This is a genomic window from Moorella naiadis (nom. illeg.) (genome assembly GCF_051020825.1).
Lineage (GTDB): Bacteria > Bacillota > DSM-521 > Neomoorellales > Neomoorellaceae > Neomoorella > Neomoorella naiadis.
Genome location: NZ_JAXGFQ010000014.1, coordinates 60249 through 78209 on the forward strand (window position 1 = coordinate 60249; position 17961 = coordinate 78209).

The following is a 17961-nucleotide window of genomic DNA, read 5'->3' on the forward strand; positions in this document are numbered from 1 at the left end:
GCCAAAGCAAAAAGGAGGAAGACCGGGATGTGGAAGAGAATAGGGATTATCTTGTTAACGCTTACGTTATTAAGCAGTGTTTTTTTAGCTGGGTGCGGGAGTGGGAAGCAAACAAAGCCGGAAGAAAAAGGACAGGCTCAACAAGGTACGAGTAATACTACCAAAAAATTAAAAGTAGCATTAGTCCTAACCGGGCCGATTAATGATAATGGCTGGAATTCAGTCGCCTATGAAGGCTTGCAAAAGGCCCAGGCCGAATTGGGTATCGCAGGTGCTTATCGTGAAAATGTAGCCCAGTCGGATCAAGAAGAAGCTTTTCGGGCCTATGCCAATCAGGGTTACGATGTTATTATTGGCCATGGGTTCCAATTTAATGATGTAGCCAAAAAAGTGGCCCAAGATTTCCCGAAAGTGAAATTCGTGGTAACAAGCTCGGATATATCCCAGGCCCCTAATGTGGCTTCTCTGGAAGTTTCCAACAAAGAGGCCGGTTTCATTGGCGGTGTTCTGGCCGGTTTGGTTACTAAAAGCAACAAGGTAGCGTTCATTGGCGGTGTCAACATGCCGCCGATTACTGATGCCGAAGCTGGTTTCAAAGCCGGGGCGAAAATGGTTAATGCCAGGGTTGAAACTTTTGGCACGCTGATTGGCAGCTGGGATGACGTGGCTAAGGCTAAAGAAACTGCACTGGCCTTTATTCAACAGGGAGCCGATGTTGTTTTAGGTGATGCCAACCAGGCCGGTTTAGGAGTTATTGAAGCTGCCAAAAGCAAAAATGTGTATGCCATCGGCTTTTCCGGTGACCAAAGTAATGTCGCCCCGGATAATGTTCCGGCTAGTTCCAAGTATGATTTTAGCGTGGCCATTAAGTATATCATCAAAGAAATTAATGATGGGAAATTTGAGCCTAAACATTATGTCTTAGCTACTAAAGAAGGAGCTACAGGTATTATTTGGAATGAGAAATTAAAAAATAAAATAAGTCCAGAAGCAGTTCAAAAAGCGGACCAGGTTGAAAAAGACTTGATTGAAAAGAAGATAGACATAAACAAGCCATAAAAAGTCGAAAAAGATCAGAAGGTCCAAAAGGATGAATTACCGCAGTTGCTAATTATTAGCAACTGCGGTTTTTAACCATATTGAAAGAGATAATAAAATTAGCTAGAATTAATGAGTCAGGAGTCAACTAGATAGACGGGGGTATAGTTGGTGGACGCAGTTGGAAAAAGAATAAGGTCTTTACGTAAACAAAGGGGATTAAGTTTGCAACATTTAGCTGAAAAGGTGGGTATATCGTATTCCTACCTGAGCCAGATTGAAAACGGGAAAACAAATTTAAGTGTTAGCCTGCTGAAAGATATAGCCTCTGCTTTGGAAGCTCCTTCGGTCTTTTTCCTCTTGGAGGAGGATACAAAACCCTTAATTAAATTAATCCGTCAGGAGAGTCGGCAGGATTATGTTAGGAATGATGGGGTAACTATCGATCTTCTTTTTGCGGCGGATAAACTAGAATCAACTATTATCAAGTTACAACCAGGCGGAGCGACTAATAAACCTAGTTGCCACCAGGGTGAAGAATTTTGCTATGTCTTGAATGGTGAAGTCGAAATTTGTTTTGATGAAAAAGACACTTACTTGTTGAAGCAAGGTGATATCATCTATTATCCTGCCCATGTTCCCCATCGCTGGCGGAATAATAATGAGCAATGGGCAGTGATTTTAATCGCCTGTACACCACCAAGTTTTTAGGAAAAAATTAACATCAATATTGACCAGCATTGCTACTCATGCTTTCTGTAACTCCGGGGATAAGACCCGCAGCCTCCCCCCGTCAGAACGCCTTTTCGCTTTCAGGCCCTCAAAACCATTACGGCGATAATCCCTGAGCCAGCTGGCAATAGTCTGGGGACTATAGTCGCAGAGGCTCTAATACGGGACTTCATGGGACCTGGCCGCAATATTTTCCGGGTAGGCTTTCCTGCTGGCCACCTGACCCTGCAATAACGGCGCAATCAAGTTAAAGCGAAAAAGAGCGATATTTTCCCGGTCCTTCTCGTCCATCTAGTGCAGGTTAACCATTTCGATAAAGTTTTTGAAGATGAGTTGAAGGGCGAGACAATTCGCCCTTTATTTTTGTGGCGGCAGAATAGTAAAGGCGGAAGAAACAGTAAAGAAAGAGTTTACTCTTATGGCATGCAGGGCCGTTGTAAAAAAATTTTTATGAGTGGCAGGAAAACTAAAGGCAGGAGCGAATTATATTTATATGTACTCGATAGACGTAAGTACAAGTATAAAGGGGATTTAGCAACTGATGGCCCTTAATTTAAAACTCGAGCGCAATACCTTGCGTGGTCAGGCGACAGATTTGCTCCTGGCGATGATTAAAGAAAAACATTTTCCAGACAACAAACTGCCCGGGGAAGAAGAATTGGCGCGGCTGATGGGGGTAAGCAGGGCGACGGTGCGGGAGGCCTTGTCCTCATTAGCGCGCCTGGGCTATATAACCAAAAAGCACGGTAAGGGGAATTACGGCCATCCAACTATTGCCAATCTCCCGGCTCGCCTGGATATGACGACCGATTTTTTAGATTTATTAAAGAGCCAGGGCCGGTCGCCGCGGGTGGTCCACGGGGATTTAAGGCGTACCAGGAATTTTTCTCCTGAAGCCGGAGCGGCCTTGGGACTGATGGCTGGGGATGAGGTGATTAAACTCGATAGGATATATTACCTCGACGACCGGCCAGCTATTTTGGCTGAAATTGAGATTCCACGTAAACGTTTGCGGCAGCTGCCTGATGGAGAAGCGAACAACCTCACCTTTAAGGATTTTTACGAGACCTACTGCGCCGGGGAACTGGTAAAAATGGTCATGAACATTAAATCGCGGATATACCCGCAGGCAGCCGAGTTATTTAAAGTTGATGTTTCAACGCCGCTTTTATGGTGGGAAGAGAAATGGCTGACTTTAGAGGATGAGCCCGCCTGTTACGCCGGTATTTACTTTAATCCGGGGGCAACCTCCATAACCATGGTGGTTAATCTGGTTTAGAGGGCGAGTCAGGGATGGAAATTACAGTCAAGTATTACAATTTAATTGCCGCTGCTACGGGAAAAATGTCCGAGAAGATCGCTGTACCGGAGGCGGGGCGGCAAGGTGAAGGGGTAACTTTAAAGGAAATACTGGTTTTTCTCACGAGGGAATATGGTGCGGCGCTGGCGGAGCTTGTTTTTCGCAGCCGGGATGAGCTTAATCCCGGGCTGTTGATATTAGTTGATGGGCAACTAATAACCGGGGAAGGAGGGGAGGTCCTCAACAAGGTTGTCCCTGCTGGTTCGGAATTGGTTTTGCTTTTTGCCGTAGCAGGGGGTTAAGCCGGCAGGGGCTTAACATAATCTGGAGTTGGAGCCGGATTTTTGCCCACGTCAGGCTTTACAATGGAAAGGGGGACAAGTCATTGTACCTGGATATTGACCCGGAAGTTTGCACCGGTTGCCGTCTTTGTGAGGCTTTTTGTTCTTACCGGAGGGAAAAAGCCATTACGGGGGTGGAAGAGTGCTTAGGGCGCTGGGGAAAGGTGTGACCACCTGGCTACATTTCGACGTAGCAGGCGCACCAAAGATGGTCCTCGTATATCCGGGGGCATGGTAGCGATCGGCATTACGCCCGAAGCAACAGGTTTAACCTGGGGCAAAAAGACTACCTCCTGGCAGCAGGCACCGCTAAAGCGCGTATGGTCAATAAAGGTTTCGGTCAGCCAGACCGGGTGACCGCAAGGGCATTACCGGTTGCTAAAGTGGTTTTGCATAAATCAATCATCGATATTGGAGAGGGGATGAAAAAATGGCGGCAACTGTAATCAAAGGAGGCCTCCTGATGGCGGGGGATGGTCTCAAAAAAAACTGGGGGGTCAGGGTAGAGGGCGAAAGGATCGTGGCAGTCGGCCCCAATGACCGGCTCCTGGTGGAAGCAGGCGACCAGGTGCTGGATGCCACCGACCGGATGGTAGCCCCGGGCTTCATCAATGGGCATATGCATATGTATGGGGTCCTCTCCCACGGGATAACCGTGGAGGCGCTCGTCACCGAGTTTTCCAGCTTTCTTGAGGACTTCTGGTGGCCCTACGTAGAAGACCGTCTCAATCACGAACTGGTGGCCAAAACTACGCGGTGGGCCTGCGTGGAAATGATTAAAAGCGGTATTACTACTTTTATGGATGTCCTGGAAGGCCCCAACTCTATTCCCGGCGCCCTGGAAGAAGAAGCGCGGGTAGTAGAGGAAGCAGGGTTGAGGAGCATCCTCAGTTTTGAGGCCTGCCAGCGGAAAAGCCCAGAAAACGGCCAGCTCGGCCTGAAAGAAAACGCTGACTTTGTCAGGAGACACAACAAACCAGGCAGCTTGGTGCAGGGGATGATGAGCATCCACACCCTGTTTACCGCCGACCGGGAATACGTGGTTCAAGCCAAAGAAATGGCTCGGGAGCTGGGCTGCGACATCCATATGCACCTTTCGGAGAGCGTCTATGAACCAAACTGGACAATAGAGAAATACGGCAAAAGGCCTGTAGAGATTTACCAGGAATGGGGATATCTAGGGCCAGATGTTATGGCCTCCCAGGGGGTGCAGCTTCTGCCCCACGAACTGGATATAATAGCCCGCAGCGGGGCCAGGCTGGTGCACATGCCGCTTTCTAACTGTGAGGTTGGCGGAGGCGTGGCTCCCGTCCCCGACATGCTGGTCCGGGGAATCAAGGTCGGGCTGGGCACCGATGGATACGTGAACAATTTCTTCGAGGTCATGCGTGGGGCCTTTCTAATTCAAAAGGCTTACCGCCAAGATCCCCAGGTTATGCCGGCTAGGGATGTCTACAGAATGGCCACCAGCCTGGGAGCCGAGGCCCTGGGCCGTCCAGATCTGGGCAGGCTGGAAAAAGGCTGTTTGGCCGATTTAATCACCATCAAAACGGATACTCCTACGCCGATCAACGAGCATAATGTTTATGACCAGCTGGTGCTTTTCCGCAACCCTGCCGACGTGGTGGATGTGATGGTCAACGGTAGGTTTATAATGGCAGACGGCAAGCTTTTGACCCTTGATGAAGAAAAAGCTAAAGCGGAAACGCGGGAGATGGCGGAAAAATTCTGGCGGGGAAACAAATAAGTCCCGGCGAGTAAGTTGGCTGGATCATGGCATCTTAAAGACCATAGGAAAACAGCAGTGACAATAAACGATAAAAATAACGATTTATGGAGGGGCTAAACTATGATTGATCTTAAAAATATTCAAGGCGCTGATCTGACAACCGAACTTTGCGGCATCAAATTGAAGAGTCCGTTTATCCTTTCTTCGGGCCCCCTGACCTACGCCGCCGAAGGAATAATCAGGGCCTACGAGTATGGCTGCGGTGCCGTTGTCACCAAGACAATTAGGCACCAGGCCGCTATCAACCCAGTTCACCATATCGGCAAAATCAACAAAGATTCTTTGATTAACTGTGAAAAATGGGCTGATTCCCCCCCCGAAGTATGGTTTGAGCGGGAAATACCCATGGCCAAAAAGGCTGGTGTAGTGGTTATTGCCAGCGTTGGTCATACCCTACCGGAGGCGGAAGACCTCGTCAAGCCCTGCGAAGATGCCGGGGCGGATTTTATTGAATTAGTATCCTACACCGAAGATACCTTGTTGCCCATGCTAGACGCGGCCCTGAAAAGGGTGAAGATCCCTGTTCTCTGCAAGCTCAGCGGCAACTGGCCTGACCCGGTTGGCACTGCGAAAAAAGCCCTGGGAATGGGCGCCTCCGGTATTACTGCTATTGATTCCATTGGCCCCACCCTAAAAATTGATATTAAAAACGCCAGACCGGAAATGATGAGTAAAAACGGCTACGGCTGGCTGTCAGGGGGAGCCATCAGGCCGATTGCCTTGCGGATCAATTCCGAGATAGCCAGAAACGGCTGTCCCAACCTTGTCGGCACCGGCGGCGTCACCTGCGCTGAAGACGCGGTGGAATATTTGATGGTAGGCTGTAATGCCGTTGGCGTTCATTCTATCGCTGTCCTTAAGGGCGTCGAGTATTTTGCCAAATTAAACCATGATCTGGCCAGGCTCCTAGCCCAGCTAGGCTACAAGGATATTCCCAGCGTCAGGGGGGTGGCCCTGCCCAATTTCCCCAAAGAAGAAATAGTCGCCCAACTGGAATTCCATTACGAACCTTACTATGCTCCTTGCCAGGAAGCTTGTCCAGCCGGCGTCGATGTACCCTTGTATATCGACCAGATCAGGAAAGGACAGTACACGGAAGCCTATAAGACAATAAGCGTAGCTAATCCGTTTCCGGCTATTTGCGGTCGTGTTTGCGACCACCCGTGCGAAAGCAAATGCCGCCGGGCCACGATAGATGATACCATCCAGATCCGCCTCCTGAAGCGCACCGCCGCAGACCAGACCTTTGCCAGCTGCGGCGACAGTTTGCCCCTCCCGGCCATGGAACCGGCAAACGGCAAAAAAGTCGCTATCGTGGGGGCGGGTCCCGCCGGTCTAAGCGCCGCTTATTACCTGGCGAAAAAAGGCTACCGGGTCAAAGTATATGAAGCCTTGCCCGTGGCCGGAGGGATGCTGGCCGTGGGAATCCCCGACTACCGTTTACCCAAGGAGCCCGTACGGAAAGAAATAGCCCGCCTGGAGAAAATGGGCGTGGAAATTAGAACCGGGGTTAAGGTAGGTTCCGATGTTAGCCTGGAAAAGCTGCGGCAGGAATACGACAGCGTTTTGCTTGCCGTCGGGGCCCACGGCAACAAGCCCCTGGGCATCCCCGGCGAGGATCTTTCCGGAGTACTTTCCGGGGTAAGTTTCCTCCAAGATGTGAACCTGGGTAGAGCCGGCGGTCTCCACGGCAAAAAAGTGGTTGTAATTGGAGGCGGCAATGTGGCTATCGATGCAGCCCGTTCAGCCCTAAGGCTTGGCGCGAGCCGAGTAACCGTGGCCTACCGTCGAACGGAAGAGGAAATGCCGGCCTATGCCGAAGAAGTAGCTCATGCTAGGGAGGAGGGAGTCAGCTTCGTTTTCCTGGCTGGTCCGGCCAGGATTGAAGGCGCTGGCAAAGCGGAGAAGTTTTACTACGACCCCATGAAGCTTGGTGAAAAAGACAACACTGGCAGGAGAAAACCGGTGAAAACCGGGGAGCCGGCGGTTGCTATTGAGGCGGACATTATAATTGTTGCCACAGGCCAGGACGTAGACGCTTCTTTCCTGCCGGCTACGTATGATGCGAAAAGCGGCTTAACCTCCATTACCGGGGTTTTTGTCGCCGGCGATTGTGTCACCGGCCCTGCTTCGGTAATCAAAGCAATTGCCGCCGGGCGTGAGGCTGCCGCCACAATAGACAAATACCTGGGAGGGACCGGCCTGGTAATGGACGCCTATGGGGTGAAACGCACCCGGGCGGTAGATGTGGTGATTGCCGAGGATGGCACCAGTAAGGCGGAAGCGGAATTATTGCCTGTAGGAAGAAGGATCCCTGGCTTTGCAGAAGTCGAGCTGGGATTAACGGAAAAAAGTGCCAGGGAAGAAGCGAATCGTTGCCTGCACTGCGGCTGCACCAACTGTCAGCGCTGCGTAGCCGCTTGCGCCTATAAAGCCCGCAAGCTGGAATTCCCCATCATGACTGTAGACAAAGAACTCTGCCGCCACTGCGGGGCCTGTGTTTCCGTTTGCCCGACGGGTGCTTTAACTGCTATTGTGGTTAACCCCCAGGCGGGCTCTCAGGGCGACGGACACTAAAAATACTGTCAAAGCTGCCGGGTGGGGTAGGTCAAGCTTCCCCCGGCAGCTTTTTAGCCGAGAAAGCTGGGGTCGGTTAGGCAATGCTCTTAGTGAAGAAATATTTTTGCCGCAACCGCTTTCCCCCAGCAGGATTTTACTAAAAAAAGTTGAATAAGATTAAACGTGACTTAACTTCGGAGGTGGCTGGCTTGCCGGCATCAGGGCCGGTCCCATTCTCGGAGGGCTGCTACCTTCTGTTGACGATAAAAGCGGATACACCAACCCCCGCCAATCCGGAGAATGTCTTCGACCAGGTCATCCTCTTCCGTAACCCCGGGGATGTGGTCGACGTGATGGTGGCAGGCCGGTTTCTGCGGCGCGAGACTCGCCTGCTGACCCTGGAGGCGGATGAAATAAAAGAAGCAACCCGGGTCGCCGCCCTGGAGTTCTGGAGGTGAGGTTGTTTTGGCTACTCATATTGTCAACCGGCCAGTGCCGCGGGTGGACGCCTATGAAAAAGTAACCGGCCGGGCCAAATACGCAGCCGATCTTTACTTTCCCGGTATGCTGTACGGCAAGGTGCTGCGGAGCCCGGAAGCCCACGCTCTTATTAAAAGTATCGATGTCAGCGTGGCCCGGACCCTGCCCGGCGTCCACTGCGTCCTAACGGCGGCCGACCTGCCTGCTGAGCCCTCCTGGTGCACCTACCTCTTTCTGGCCAGGGATCGCGTCCGCTACACCGGCGACGCTGTGGCCATGGTAGCTGCCGAGACCAGGGAGCAGGCCGAAGCGGCGTTAAAGGCGATCAGGGTGGAGTATGAACCCCTGCCTGGCGTCTTCTCCATTGAAGAGGCCATGGAACCAGGGGCGCCCCAGATCCAGGATTATGCCCCCGGCAATATCGTCCAGAATAGCCACTGGCCGGTGCGCAAAGGGGATGTCGAGGCTGGCTTTGCCGCCTGCGACGTAGTCCTGGAGCGGGAGTACCGCACCCAGTATATCGAACACGCCTATATTGAGCCGGAGGCCTGCGTGGTAGTGCCGGACCCTACTAATAACGGGGTGACGGTCTACGGTTCCCTGCAGAACCCCTATATGACCCGCTGGGCCGTGGCCACGGCCCTGGGGTTAAAGCAGGGCCAGGTGCACATTATCCAGCAGACCCTGGGGGGCTCCTTTGGCGGTAAAGAAGAACAGATGGGGATGATGTGCGGCCGGGCGGCCATTATGGCCGTCAAGACCGGCCGGCCGGTGAAGATCGTTAATACCCGGGAAGAAACCTTTAATGAAAGCGCCAAGCGTCATCCCTTCCGTTTTCGTTATAAGATTGGGGCGACCCGGGAGGGTAAAATCCTGGCCCTCCAGGGCGAACTCGTCGACGAAGGCGGCGCCTACAACTCCCAGGCCCAGTATATGAACTGGCGCGCCTGTGTCCACGCCGCCGGGTGTTATGAGATCCCCAATGTGCAAGTGGATGTCTACGCCGTCCACACCAATAAGGTCTATGGCGGCGCTATGCGGGGCTACAGCTCCCCCCAGATAATCTACGCCCAGGAACAGCTCATGGACGAACTGGCGGTGGAACTCCAGATGGACCCGGTAGAGCTGCGGCGGAAGAACGCCCTGCGGCCCGGTTCCGTCACCGCCACCGGGCAAAAGCTGGTCGACCAGACGGTGCCCCTGGTGGAGGTTATTGATACCGTTGTCCAGAAGAGTGAATACTACGCCCGGCGGGAACAATATGCCCGGGAAAGGGAAAAGGGCGGTACCAAGCGCCGGGGCATCGGCCTGGTGACTAGCTTCCGGGGTTGCGGCCTGGGGGCCGAGACGTACGACGCCACCGGCGGCCTGGTGACGGTGGCCGCCGACGGCAGTGTCACCATCCGTTCCGGGCTGACGGATAACGGCCAGGGCCTTTCCACGGCCCACGCCCAGATCGTGGCCGAGGAACTGGGTATCGGTATGGAGAAGATTATCTATACCCGGGTGGATACCACCACCCTGCCCGACGGCGGCATGACGGTCGCCTCCCGGGGGACTTTCACCGGGGGTAAACCCATGCTGGAGGCGGCCCGGGAGATAAAGACAATCCTCCACGAGGTGGCCGCTGCCATGCTCGGTTGCCGGCCGGAGGACGTGGAGGGGCGGAGTGGTAAGATTTACTGTCGCCAGGACCCGGCTAGAGCTATAGCCTTTGAGGACGCCGTCCGGGAAGCCCTGCGCCAGGGGAGGACCCTGACCAGTTTTAAATGGTACCAGCCGGAACCACCGGTGTGGGACCGGCCCCGCGGCCGGGGCAAGGCCTTTCCCTCCTACACTTACGCCTGCGTGGTGGCCGAGGTCGAGGCCGATATGGAGACAGGTCAGGTAAAGGTCCTACGGGTTACCGCCGGCCACGACGTGGGCCAGGCCATCAACCCGGCCTTGCTTAAAGGCCAGGTTTACGGCGGCGTGGCCATGGGCCTGGGTATGGCCCTGACGGAAGAAGTCGAGTTCGACCGGGGCCGCATCCTGAACCCCAATTTCGACGAGTATATCATCCCTACGGCCCTGGATATGCCGGAGATGCAGGTGATCCTTTACGAGAGTGACGACTTTAACGGCCCCTTCCGGGCCAAAAGCATGGGCGAAGCGGCGACGGAGTGCATTGCCGCCGCCATTGCCAGCGCCGTGGCCGACGCCACCGGCAAAACAGTGCGGGAGTTGCCGGCTAATCTGGAACGGGTCCTCCTGGGCAAGGCTTTAAAACGGGGAGGTGGCGCCTGATGCTGGATTTCACTTATCACCGGCCCCGGGACCTGGAGGAAGCTTGCCGGCTGCTGGCCACTTATGGCCCGGCGGCCCGGGTGCTGGCCGGCGGGACCGATCTCCTGGTCGCTTTGCGGGAAGAAAACCGCCGTTTAGCCGGGGTAAATCAAATTATCGACCTGGCTGATTTAGATAATCTGAGCTATATCCGGGAGGACGGCGACGAGCTGACCATCGGCGCCCTGACCACCCACGGCGAAGTCGCCGCCTCGCCGTTGGTAAGGGCCTATGCTCCCCTGCTGGCAGAAGCGGCGGGGCAGGTCGGCTCGCTGCAAATACGTAACCGGGCCACCATTGGCGGCAATCTCGCCAACGCCTCCCCCGCGGCCGACACTGTCCCGGCCCTTATCGCCTTAGAGGCTGTAGCTGTTTTGACTAGCAGCCAGGGGGAGCGTCGGGTTGCGGCAGGAGATTTGCTGGCCGGGCCTAACCGCACAGCCCTGGCCGCCGGCGAGATTATCACCGCCCTAAGGTTTAGCAAACTGCCACCCCAAGCAGGCAGTGCCTTTCTGAAGTTAGGCCGCCGGCAGGCCCTGAGCATTGCCCGTTTGAATATTGCCGTCATCCTTTACTGGGATGAAAACGGCAGGGTAACTGCGGCCCGCATCGTACCAGGGGCGGCCCTGCCGGTGGCGGCCCGGGTGCCGGCAGCCGAGAACTTGCTGGTAGGGTCGGTCGTCAGCGAAGAACTGGCCCGGATGGCCGGCGAGAAAGTCGGGGAAGAGATGCTGCGCTTGAGCGGCCGGCGCTGGTCGACGGAGTATAAACTGCCGGTTATTGCCGCCCTCACCAGGCGGGCCATCCTGCAAGCTGCGGGGGTGAAGGTAGATGAGTGAAAAAATCAGCATATCCCTGCGGGTGAACGGCCGGGATTACAACGTCACGGTGGCGCCCAATGCCCGGCTGTTGGACGTCCTGCGGGACGAGCTATTGCTTACCGGTACTAAAGAAGGATGCGATATCGGCGAATGCGGCGCTTGCACCGTCATTATGGATGGTAAAGCGGTAAACTCCTGTTTGGTCCTGGCAGCTTCTGCCGCCGGTAAAGAGATAACTACTATTGAAGGGTTGGAACAGGGGGAGCACCTGCACCCCCTGCAGGAGGCCTTTATGCAGCATAATGCCCTGCAGTGCGGTTTTTGTACTCCGGGCATGATTATGAGCGCCAAGGCCCTGCTGGATCAGAACCCCCATCCCACCCGGGCGGAGATTAAGGCGGCCATTGCCGGGAACCTCTGCCGCTGTACCGGTTATGAGCAGATTGTCGACGCCATCGAAGAGGCGGCTGACAAGGCTGGTCCAAAGAAGATATAAAGTTGGAAGGCTGCCTGTGGCGCGGGTAGGTAGTGCTAACTGGTATGAATGGCGGCCGACCTCTTTGGTGGTGTAGATGCCGCCAGGCGGCAAGAATAGGCGCGACAACAAATTCTCGCCTTACTCTTTTAATAATATTTTAGGCAACCGGCGGGGCCCTGACGGGTTCCCGCTGGCAATAAATAATTAATTTACATGGAGGGACAAGAATGCAGACGGATCTGCGCGGGAAACACTTTATTACCCTGCAGGAGTGGACCAGGGAAGAAATCGATACGCTCCTCGACATCGCCTATGACCTGAAGCGGCGTAAAGCCCTGGGTGAAAAGCACCACATCCTGGAGGACAAAACCTTCTACATGCTTTTTTTTGAGGAATCCACCCGGACCCGCAACGCCTTTGAGACCGGCATGACCCAGCTGGGTGGCCATGCTATCTACCTGACTCCCAAGGCTACCCAGATCGGCCACGGTGAGACCCCCAAGGATACGGTAGAGGTCCTGGGCCGTTTCGGCAACGGCATCGGCATCCGCAACTGCACCTACAAAGTAGGTAATGCCTACATGCGGGAACTGGCCAAGCACGCCAAGATTCCCGTCATCAACATGCAGTGCGACCTCTATCACCCGACCCAGGCCCTGGCTGACATTATGACTATCCAGGAGAAGTTCGGCAAGAATACCCGCGGCCTGAACTTTACCATCTCCTGGACCTATGCGCCCAAGTATGTGCGGCCCCTATCCATGCCCCAGTCCCTTATTCTCCTTATGAGCCGCTTCGGCATGAACGTCACCCTGGCCCATCCGCCGGAGTTCCACCTCTTGCCGGACTTCGTCGAGCAGGCCAAGAAGAACGCGGACGATAACGGCGTCCAGTTTAACGTTGTCAACGATATGGACGAAGCCTGCAAAGACGCCGACGTCATCTACGCCAAGAGCTGGGGCCCCATCGCCTATACCGGCAGCGATACGGAAGGCGCCGAGCTCATCGACAACTACCCCAACTGGGTCATGGATAGCCGGCGGATGGCCCTGGGCCATAAAGACGCCATTTATATGCATTGCATGCCCGCCGACCGCGGCATCGAAGTGACCGAAGAGGTCATGGACGGTCCCCAGTCGGTTATCTATGACGAGGCCGAGAACCGCCTCCACACCATTAAGGCTATCCTGGCGGCAACCCTTAAGTAGGTCTTGACATTATGGAAACGAGAGGCTTATAATAGCCTCAACTTGAAACTGTAAGATCTGTCAACCATGTTTCTTCCTATATTGCGGTAAGCAAGGGCGTTTACCAGGCGACGATGCCGTCACTCAATAAAAGGGTGGCGGCTTTTTGTTCACTTACGAAAGCGGGAATAGATAGCGGGCCTGTTGATTAACCCTGGAAGGGTCGTCAGGGTTAATCGTTATGCTTTTGACCCTGATGGGGTAACAAAATTATTTTAGAAAAAGGAAGATGGGTTACGTAGTAACGGCAGGAATTCAGGAGGATTTGTCGAATATTAAATTCAGATTAAGGTAGCCCCAAAACTTAAAATACCAATGAAGGGAGTGAAGCTTGCCAGTATTATACTATTATTTAAAATGGGAGCTATAAATGTAAATTCCCATCAGGGGAAAATGAGCAGGGGGAGTAACGATGAAGAGATTTAGAATCGTAGTTCTGGGCTTGGTGCTCGTCCTAGTCGCAGCCATGGTGCTGGCCGGGTGTGGGCCAAAAAAGCAGAATGCAGCGCCACCGGGCAACCAGGGCACGACAACCACCGGCAATCAAACCGGGGGAAAACTCAAAGTGGGTTTAATCCTGCCGGGACCCATTAACGACAACGGCTGGAACGCCACCGCCTATGAAGGCCTCAAGGCCATGGAAAAGGAGCTGGGTGCCGAGACTAAGTATACCGAGAACGTCAGCCAGTCTGATCAGGAAGAGATCTTCCGCAACTACGGCTCTGCCGGTTTCGACATTGTCATTGCCCACGGTTTCCAGTTTGCCGATGCTGCTAAAAAGGTGGCGGCCCAGTTCCCCAAGACCAAGTTTGTCATCAATAACGCCGATCTGGCCGACAACAATCTCTGTTCCCTGGTGGTCGATAACTACCAGATGGGCTTCCTCCAGGGAGCTGTGGCCGGCATCCTGACCAAGAGCAATAAGGTGGCCGCCATCGGCGGTGAGGAGATGCCGCCCATCCGGCAGACCATCGAGGGCTTTGTCGAAGGGGCCAAATACGTCAATCCCAAAATTGACGTTAAAACGGCCATGACGGGCAGCTTCTCTGATGTGGCCAAGATGAAGGAGATGACCACCAGCCTCATCAACCAGGGCGTAGATGTGGTCATGGGGGATGCCAACCAGGCCAGCCTGGGGGCCATCCAGGCCGCCCAGGAGAAAAAGGTTCTGGCCATCGGTTATGGCTCCGACCTGAATAATGTCGCCCCGGACACGGTAGTCACCAGCGCCATCCAGAGCTGGGCCAAGGCCATGGTCTCCCTGGGCAAGATCATCCAGGAAGGTAAGTACCAACCCAAGGTCTACTATATGGGCGTTAAAGAAGGAGCCGTCTTCCTGGCTCCCTACCATAGTTTTGATAGCAAGATATCCGCAGAGGCGAAGAGTAAGATCAACCAGGTTGTCGAGGACCTGAAGGCAGGCAAGATCAAAATCGAGCGTCAAGTGACTACTAAATAGGGGTACTAAATACGGGTCAGCGAACTGACCCGGGACCGGATTTGCCGGAATAAACTTCATGGGGGTATGAAGATGAAGCGTTTACGGATTTTAGCCCTGGGGCTGGCAGCAATCCTGCTGCTCACGACCCTCCTGGTAGCCGGCTGCGGAGGTAAGAAGGATAGCGGTAGCCAGGGCCAGACGGCCCCGAGCGGCCAGACAGACCAGAATAAGGATACGGGTAAGAAACAGCTGAAGGTCGCCCTTCTCCTCCCCGGGCCGGTAAATGACAACGGTTGGAATGCTACGGCCTACGAGGGCTTAAAGAAGGCAGAAAAAGAGCTGGGTGTAAAAACTGCCTACCGGGAGAGCGTCAGCCAGTCAGATCAGGCCGACGCCCTGCGCGCCTACGCCACCCAGGGTTATGACGTGATCATCGGCCACGGCTTTGAGTTCGGCGATTCTATTAAAAAGATCGCCAAGGACTTCCCCAATGTGAAATTTATTGTTACCAGTACGGACATCAGCCAGGCGCCTAACGTCGCTTCCCTCCAGGTCCTGAATGTCCAGGCCGGTTTCTTCGGTGGCGCCCTGGCGGCGATGGTAACCAAAACCGGTAAAATAGGTTATGTAGGCGGCATGGATATCCCGCCTATCAAAAACGCCTTGCTGGGCTTTAAAGCTGGAGCTAAGTTGGTCAACCCCAAGGTCCAGGTGATGACCGCCATGACCGGCAGCTTCGATGATGTCGCTAAGGCCAAGGAAACAGCCAGGACCTTTATCGAACAGGGTGCTGATGTGGTACTGGGTAATGCTGACCAGGCCGGCCTCGGGGTCGTCCAGGCGGCCCAGGAAAAGGGTGTCATGGATATCGGTTATGACCATGATATGAGCAACGTCGCCCCGGATACAGTGGTAGCGACTACGCCCCAGAGCTATCCCATTGCTATCGACTATATCATCAAAGAGATTATAAATGGGAAGTTCGAAGCCAAATATTATCCTATTGGTGCCAAGGAAGGTGCCACGGGAATTATTTGGAACCCCAAGTGGGAGAGCAAACTACCAGCAGGTGTAAAGGATAAGATGACCCAACTGATCAACGACGTTAAATCGGGCAAGATCGACGTTGAGAAGCTGGCCAATGCCGAGAAGTAGGTAGTTAACAAGCCGGGTTGAATAATATGCAATAAGGGGTTGGATTCCGGTCCAGCCCCTTGTTTTTTATTAGTCACCTTCCGTCTGTTGCAGCGACTCTTCCCCTGGCCTACATTTTTAAAGTAGCTTTCATCCTGTAAGTTACATAATCACCGAAGCTAAAGAAGGGTTCGAGTAACTGCGGGTTATTTTGTGCCCAGCGATAGTAAGATGAAGTAGTGCGCGTCAGGAAGAACCGGCTGCCATTATCTCGGAGCTGGCGCAGCATCTCTTTTTCCGTAGGGGCTATGATCCGGACGACCTGGTTTTGCAGGCGTGGGCCGAAGAGGAGGTAGGGGAAGCTCGTTTCTGTATAGGCTATTCGTGAACCCGAAGGGATCCCGTCTACCCAGGCCAGCTCGTCGCCCCAGGGGGTCAGCTGGAAGAAGGTGCGCCTTTCCGACGGCAGGGCCAGGAAACGGGCTATTACTCCGGGTGTGAAGTAGCCGTGGGTCAGGCTACCGGCCAGGGAGACGAGGACCAGGGATAGGGTAGCCACCCGTAGGGGCCGGGCCCAGAAACAGGGTAGGTGTTCCTCCAGGTAAGCTAGGCTCAAAGCCCCGGCAGCGACGATGAAAATAGTGTACCTGGTCCACCAGGGGGCAGGCTGCAGCCAGAAGAGGAGGATAAGGGGTAGGAGGAGGGGCACGAGGCGGCAGCTGTCTTGAAGATAACGCCCTTTACCATTGGTATCCTTTGCTGGCGCCGTCTGGCGGCAGGGGTCTCTATCCTGGCACAGCTCGCGCCCGGGGCCCCGGGACACGGGCTGGAGCCCCTGGGCATTTCCCGGTAAGGATGGCAGCTCCCAGGCGTCCTGATCCACGGCTGGTGGTTCCTTGACATCCCGGTATAAGGGCGCTAAATATCCCCTACCCTGGAAAAATAGCAGCAGTTTCCGACCGCCATGGACCAGGGATAGCAGCAGGACCAGGGCTAGGGCCGGCAGCTCCAGGTAGAGCCACTGGGGTCCGAAGCCCCCCAGGCGCTGGTCGAAGGTATAAGGAGCGACGACTTCTTGCCAGGAACGCAACAGCTGCTGCCAGGTAGGTAAGCCCACCAGCTCCGGAGGCGTATTGCCGGCCATCACTAAGCCGGCGACACTGCCCTCCCCCGGCCAGAGGGTATGGCCCAGGATTCTAATGGTGAAGGGATAAAGGGGATTACCGTAGGCCAGCCAATTGCGCAGGTACCAGAAGCCGCCCCACAGCAGGATAGCCATAGCAAAGATAGCCGCGCTGATCAACATCCGGCACCACGCGGGCTGGCCATCTTCCTGGCCGGCCCGCCAGTCGCCGGCGAGAACTATGGCGAAGATAACCGCCACATAGGGCGCGGCCGAGGCCTTCATTCCTGTAACCAAGCCGGCAGCCAGGGCGGTTAGGAGCAAATAACCCCGACGCGGGGAATGGTAGTAACGCCAGGCGAAGTAATAACCCACTAGAAACATGGCGGCAAAGGCCACATCCACGTAGCAGGTCTTGCTCTGGATCAGGACAATAGGGGTGAGGAAAAAAAGGGCTCCAGCCACGGCGCTGCCGGCTTGCTTTAAGCCTGCCTGCCGGCCCAGGGCATAGACGGCCAGGCCCCCGGCCAGGGCAAAGGGCAGCTGGGTCAGGTCCACCAGCAGGTCGCTGCCGGTCAGGAGCAGGTTCCAGGCAAAGAGGAGCTCTGTGTTCATGGGGTAGACGTTGGCCCAGAGGGTATAAGGGCTGAGGACGATCCGGCCCGCCTGGAGCCAGGTGGCTGCCGCGGTGAGGTGGTAATAGAGACTGTCCCAGGCATAGGGCGGTAGGAGGTAGCCCAGAAAAATGAGCCAGGCCGTTTCCAGAACGGCCAGGAAAAGGAGGAGTTTGGTCCAGAAGTTATTGGACCAGTCGGCATCCGGCCGCGGCCAGGCATTTAGGCCCGGTGCCGGGGCCAAGCTGGTCCAGATGCAGGCAGCCATCAGCAGAACTGCATTCAGGCCCAACAACCAACCGACTGTCAGGCGCAGGATAGTACCGGCCAGGAGCATAGTGCCGGTAATCTGCGCCCCAGCCAGGACAAAGATGGCTAAGAAGCCTTCGGCCGGTGCCAGTCCCCGCCCGCGGGTCAGGCAAAAGGCCGTCAGGATGGCGAGTAAATTACCGCTCAGAAAAGTTAACCAGGCCAGATTAAACAACCCCACGATCTAACGGCGCCGGCAGATCGTACCTACCGGCTATTATCTACAAAGC

At 54.8% G+C, this 17961-nt stretch carries 14 protein-coding genes and 1 pseudogene; 13 read left to right on the forward strand and 2 right to left on the reverse strand.

Features of this window, described 5'->3' with window-relative positions; genetic code table 11:
- Window positions 1-27 precede the first annotated feature (27 nt).
- Together SDD30_RS10375 and SDD30_RS10380 are read left to right on the forward strand one after the other, a co-directional pair.
- Window positions 28-1059, forward strand: coding sequence for a BMP family protein (locus tag SDD30_RS10375; protein ID WP_434074846.1), 1032 nt, complete (start codon window positions 28-30; stop codon window positions 1057-1059).
- A 150-nt stretch (window positions 1060-1209) separates the two neighbouring features.
- On the forward strand, window positions 1210-1749 hold the full coding sequence (locus tag SDD30_RS10380) for a helix-turn-helix domain-containing protein (RefSeq protein ID WP_434074847.1): 540 nt from the start codon (window positions 1210-1212) through the stop codon (window positions 1747-1749).
- A 36-nt stretch (window positions 1750-1785) separates the two neighbouring features.
- Here SDD30_RS10380 and SDD30_RS10385 read toward each other — a convergent pair.
- Window positions 1786-1911, reverse strand: a pseudogene (locus SDD30_RS10385) (helix-turn-helix domain-containing protein); the annotation flags it as partial.
- A gap of 400 nt (window positions 1912-2311) precedes the next feature.
- On the opposite strand from SDD30_RS10385, the gene SDD30_RS10390 reads away from it, so the two are divergent.
- The 11 genes from SDD30_RS10390 to SDD30_RS10440 all read left to right on the forward strand — a co-directional run bounded on the left by SDD30_RS10390 (window position 2312) and on the right by SDD30_RS10440 (window position 15706).
- Window positions 2312-3049, forward strand: coding sequence for a GntR family transcriptional regulator (locus SDD30_RS10390; protein ID WP_434074848.1), 738 nt, complete (start codon window positions 2312-2314; stop codon window positions 3047-3049).
- A 14-nt stretch (window positions 3050-3063) separates the two neighbouring features.
- Window positions 3064-3372, forward strand: a complete 309-nt coding sequence (locus SDD30_RS10395; RefSeq protein ID WP_109206430.1) for a MoaD/ThiS family protein — start codon at window positions 3064-3066, stop codon at window positions 3370-3372.
- Between the two features lie 469 nt (window positions 3373-3841).
- Window positions 3842-5158 (forward strand): amidohydrolase family protein, encoded by a 1317-nt coding sequence (locus SDD30_RS10400; RefSeq protein ID WP_434074849.1) that lies wholly within the window; start codon window positions 3842-3844, stop codon window positions 5156-5158.
- Between the two features lie 102 nt (window positions 5159-5260).
- The gene (locus tag SDD30_RS10405) at window positions 5261-7777 is read left to right on the forward strand and encodes an FAD-dependent oxidoreductase (RefSeq protein WP_434074850.1); all 2517 of its coding nucleotides are present in this window, start codon (window positions 5261-5263) and stop codon (window positions 7775-7777) included.
- A 239-nt stretch (window positions 7778-8016) separates the two neighbouring features.
- Window positions 8017-8217 carry a hypothetical protein gene (locus SDD30_RS10410; protein ID WP_434074851.1) on the forward strand — a complete coding sequence of 67 codons (201 nt, stop codon included), beginning with the start codon at window positions 8017-8019 and terminating at the stop codon, window positions 8215-8217.
- Window positions 8218-8224: 7 nt separating this feature from the next.
- Window positions 8225-10525, forward strand: coding sequence for a xanthine dehydrogenase family protein molybdopterin-binding subunit (locus SDD30_RS10415; protein ID WP_434074852.1), 2301 nt, complete (start codon window positions 8225-8227; stop codon window positions 10523-10525).
- Window positions 10525-11403, forward strand: coding sequence for an FAD binding domain-containing protein (locus SDD30_RS10420; protein WP_434074853.1), 879 nt, complete (start codon window positions 10525-10527; stop codon window positions 11401-11403). The genes SDD30_RS10415 and SDD30_RS10420 overlap by 1 nt, the downstream gene beginning before the upstream one ends.
- Window positions 11396-11881 carry a (2Fe-2S)-binding protein gene (locus SDD30_RS10425; protein ID WP_434074854.1) on the forward strand — a complete coding sequence of 162 codons (486 nt, stop codon included), beginning with the start codon at window positions 11396-11398 and terminating at the stop codon, window positions 11879-11881. The genes SDD30_RS10420 and SDD30_RS10425 overlap by 8 nt, the downstream gene beginning before the upstream one ends.
- Before the next feature lie 209 nt (window positions 11882-12090).
- Window positions 12091-13071, forward strand: a complete 981-nt coding sequence (gene argF, locus SDD30_RS10430) for an ornithine carbamoyltransferase (RefSeq protein WP_434074855.1) — start codon at window positions 12091-12093, stop codon at window positions 13069-13071.
- A 451-nt stretch (window positions 13072-13522) separates the two neighbouring features.
- Window positions 13523-14569 (forward strand): BMP family protein, encoded by a 1047-nt coding sequence (locus SDD30_RS10435; RefSeq protein ID WP_434074856.1) that lies wholly within the window; start codon window positions 13523-13525, stop codon window positions 14567-14569.
- A 72-nt stretch (window positions 14570-14641) separates the two neighbouring features.
- Window positions 14642-15706, forward strand: a complete 1065-nt coding sequence (locus SDD30_RS10440; protein WP_434074857.1) for a BMP family protein — start codon at window positions 14642-14644, stop codon at window positions 15704-15706.
- A gap of 109 nt (window positions 15707-15815) precedes the next feature.
- Here SDD30_RS10440 and SDD30_RS10445 read toward each other — a convergent pair whose 3' ends face one another.
- The gene (locus SDD30_RS10445) at window positions 15816-17912 is read right to left on the reverse strand and encodes a glycosyltransferase family protein (protein ID WP_434074858.1); all 2097 of its coding nucleotides are present in this window, start codon (window positions 17910-17912) and stop codon (window positions 15816-15818) included.
- Between the last annotated feature and the right edge of the window lie 49 nt (window positions 17913-17961).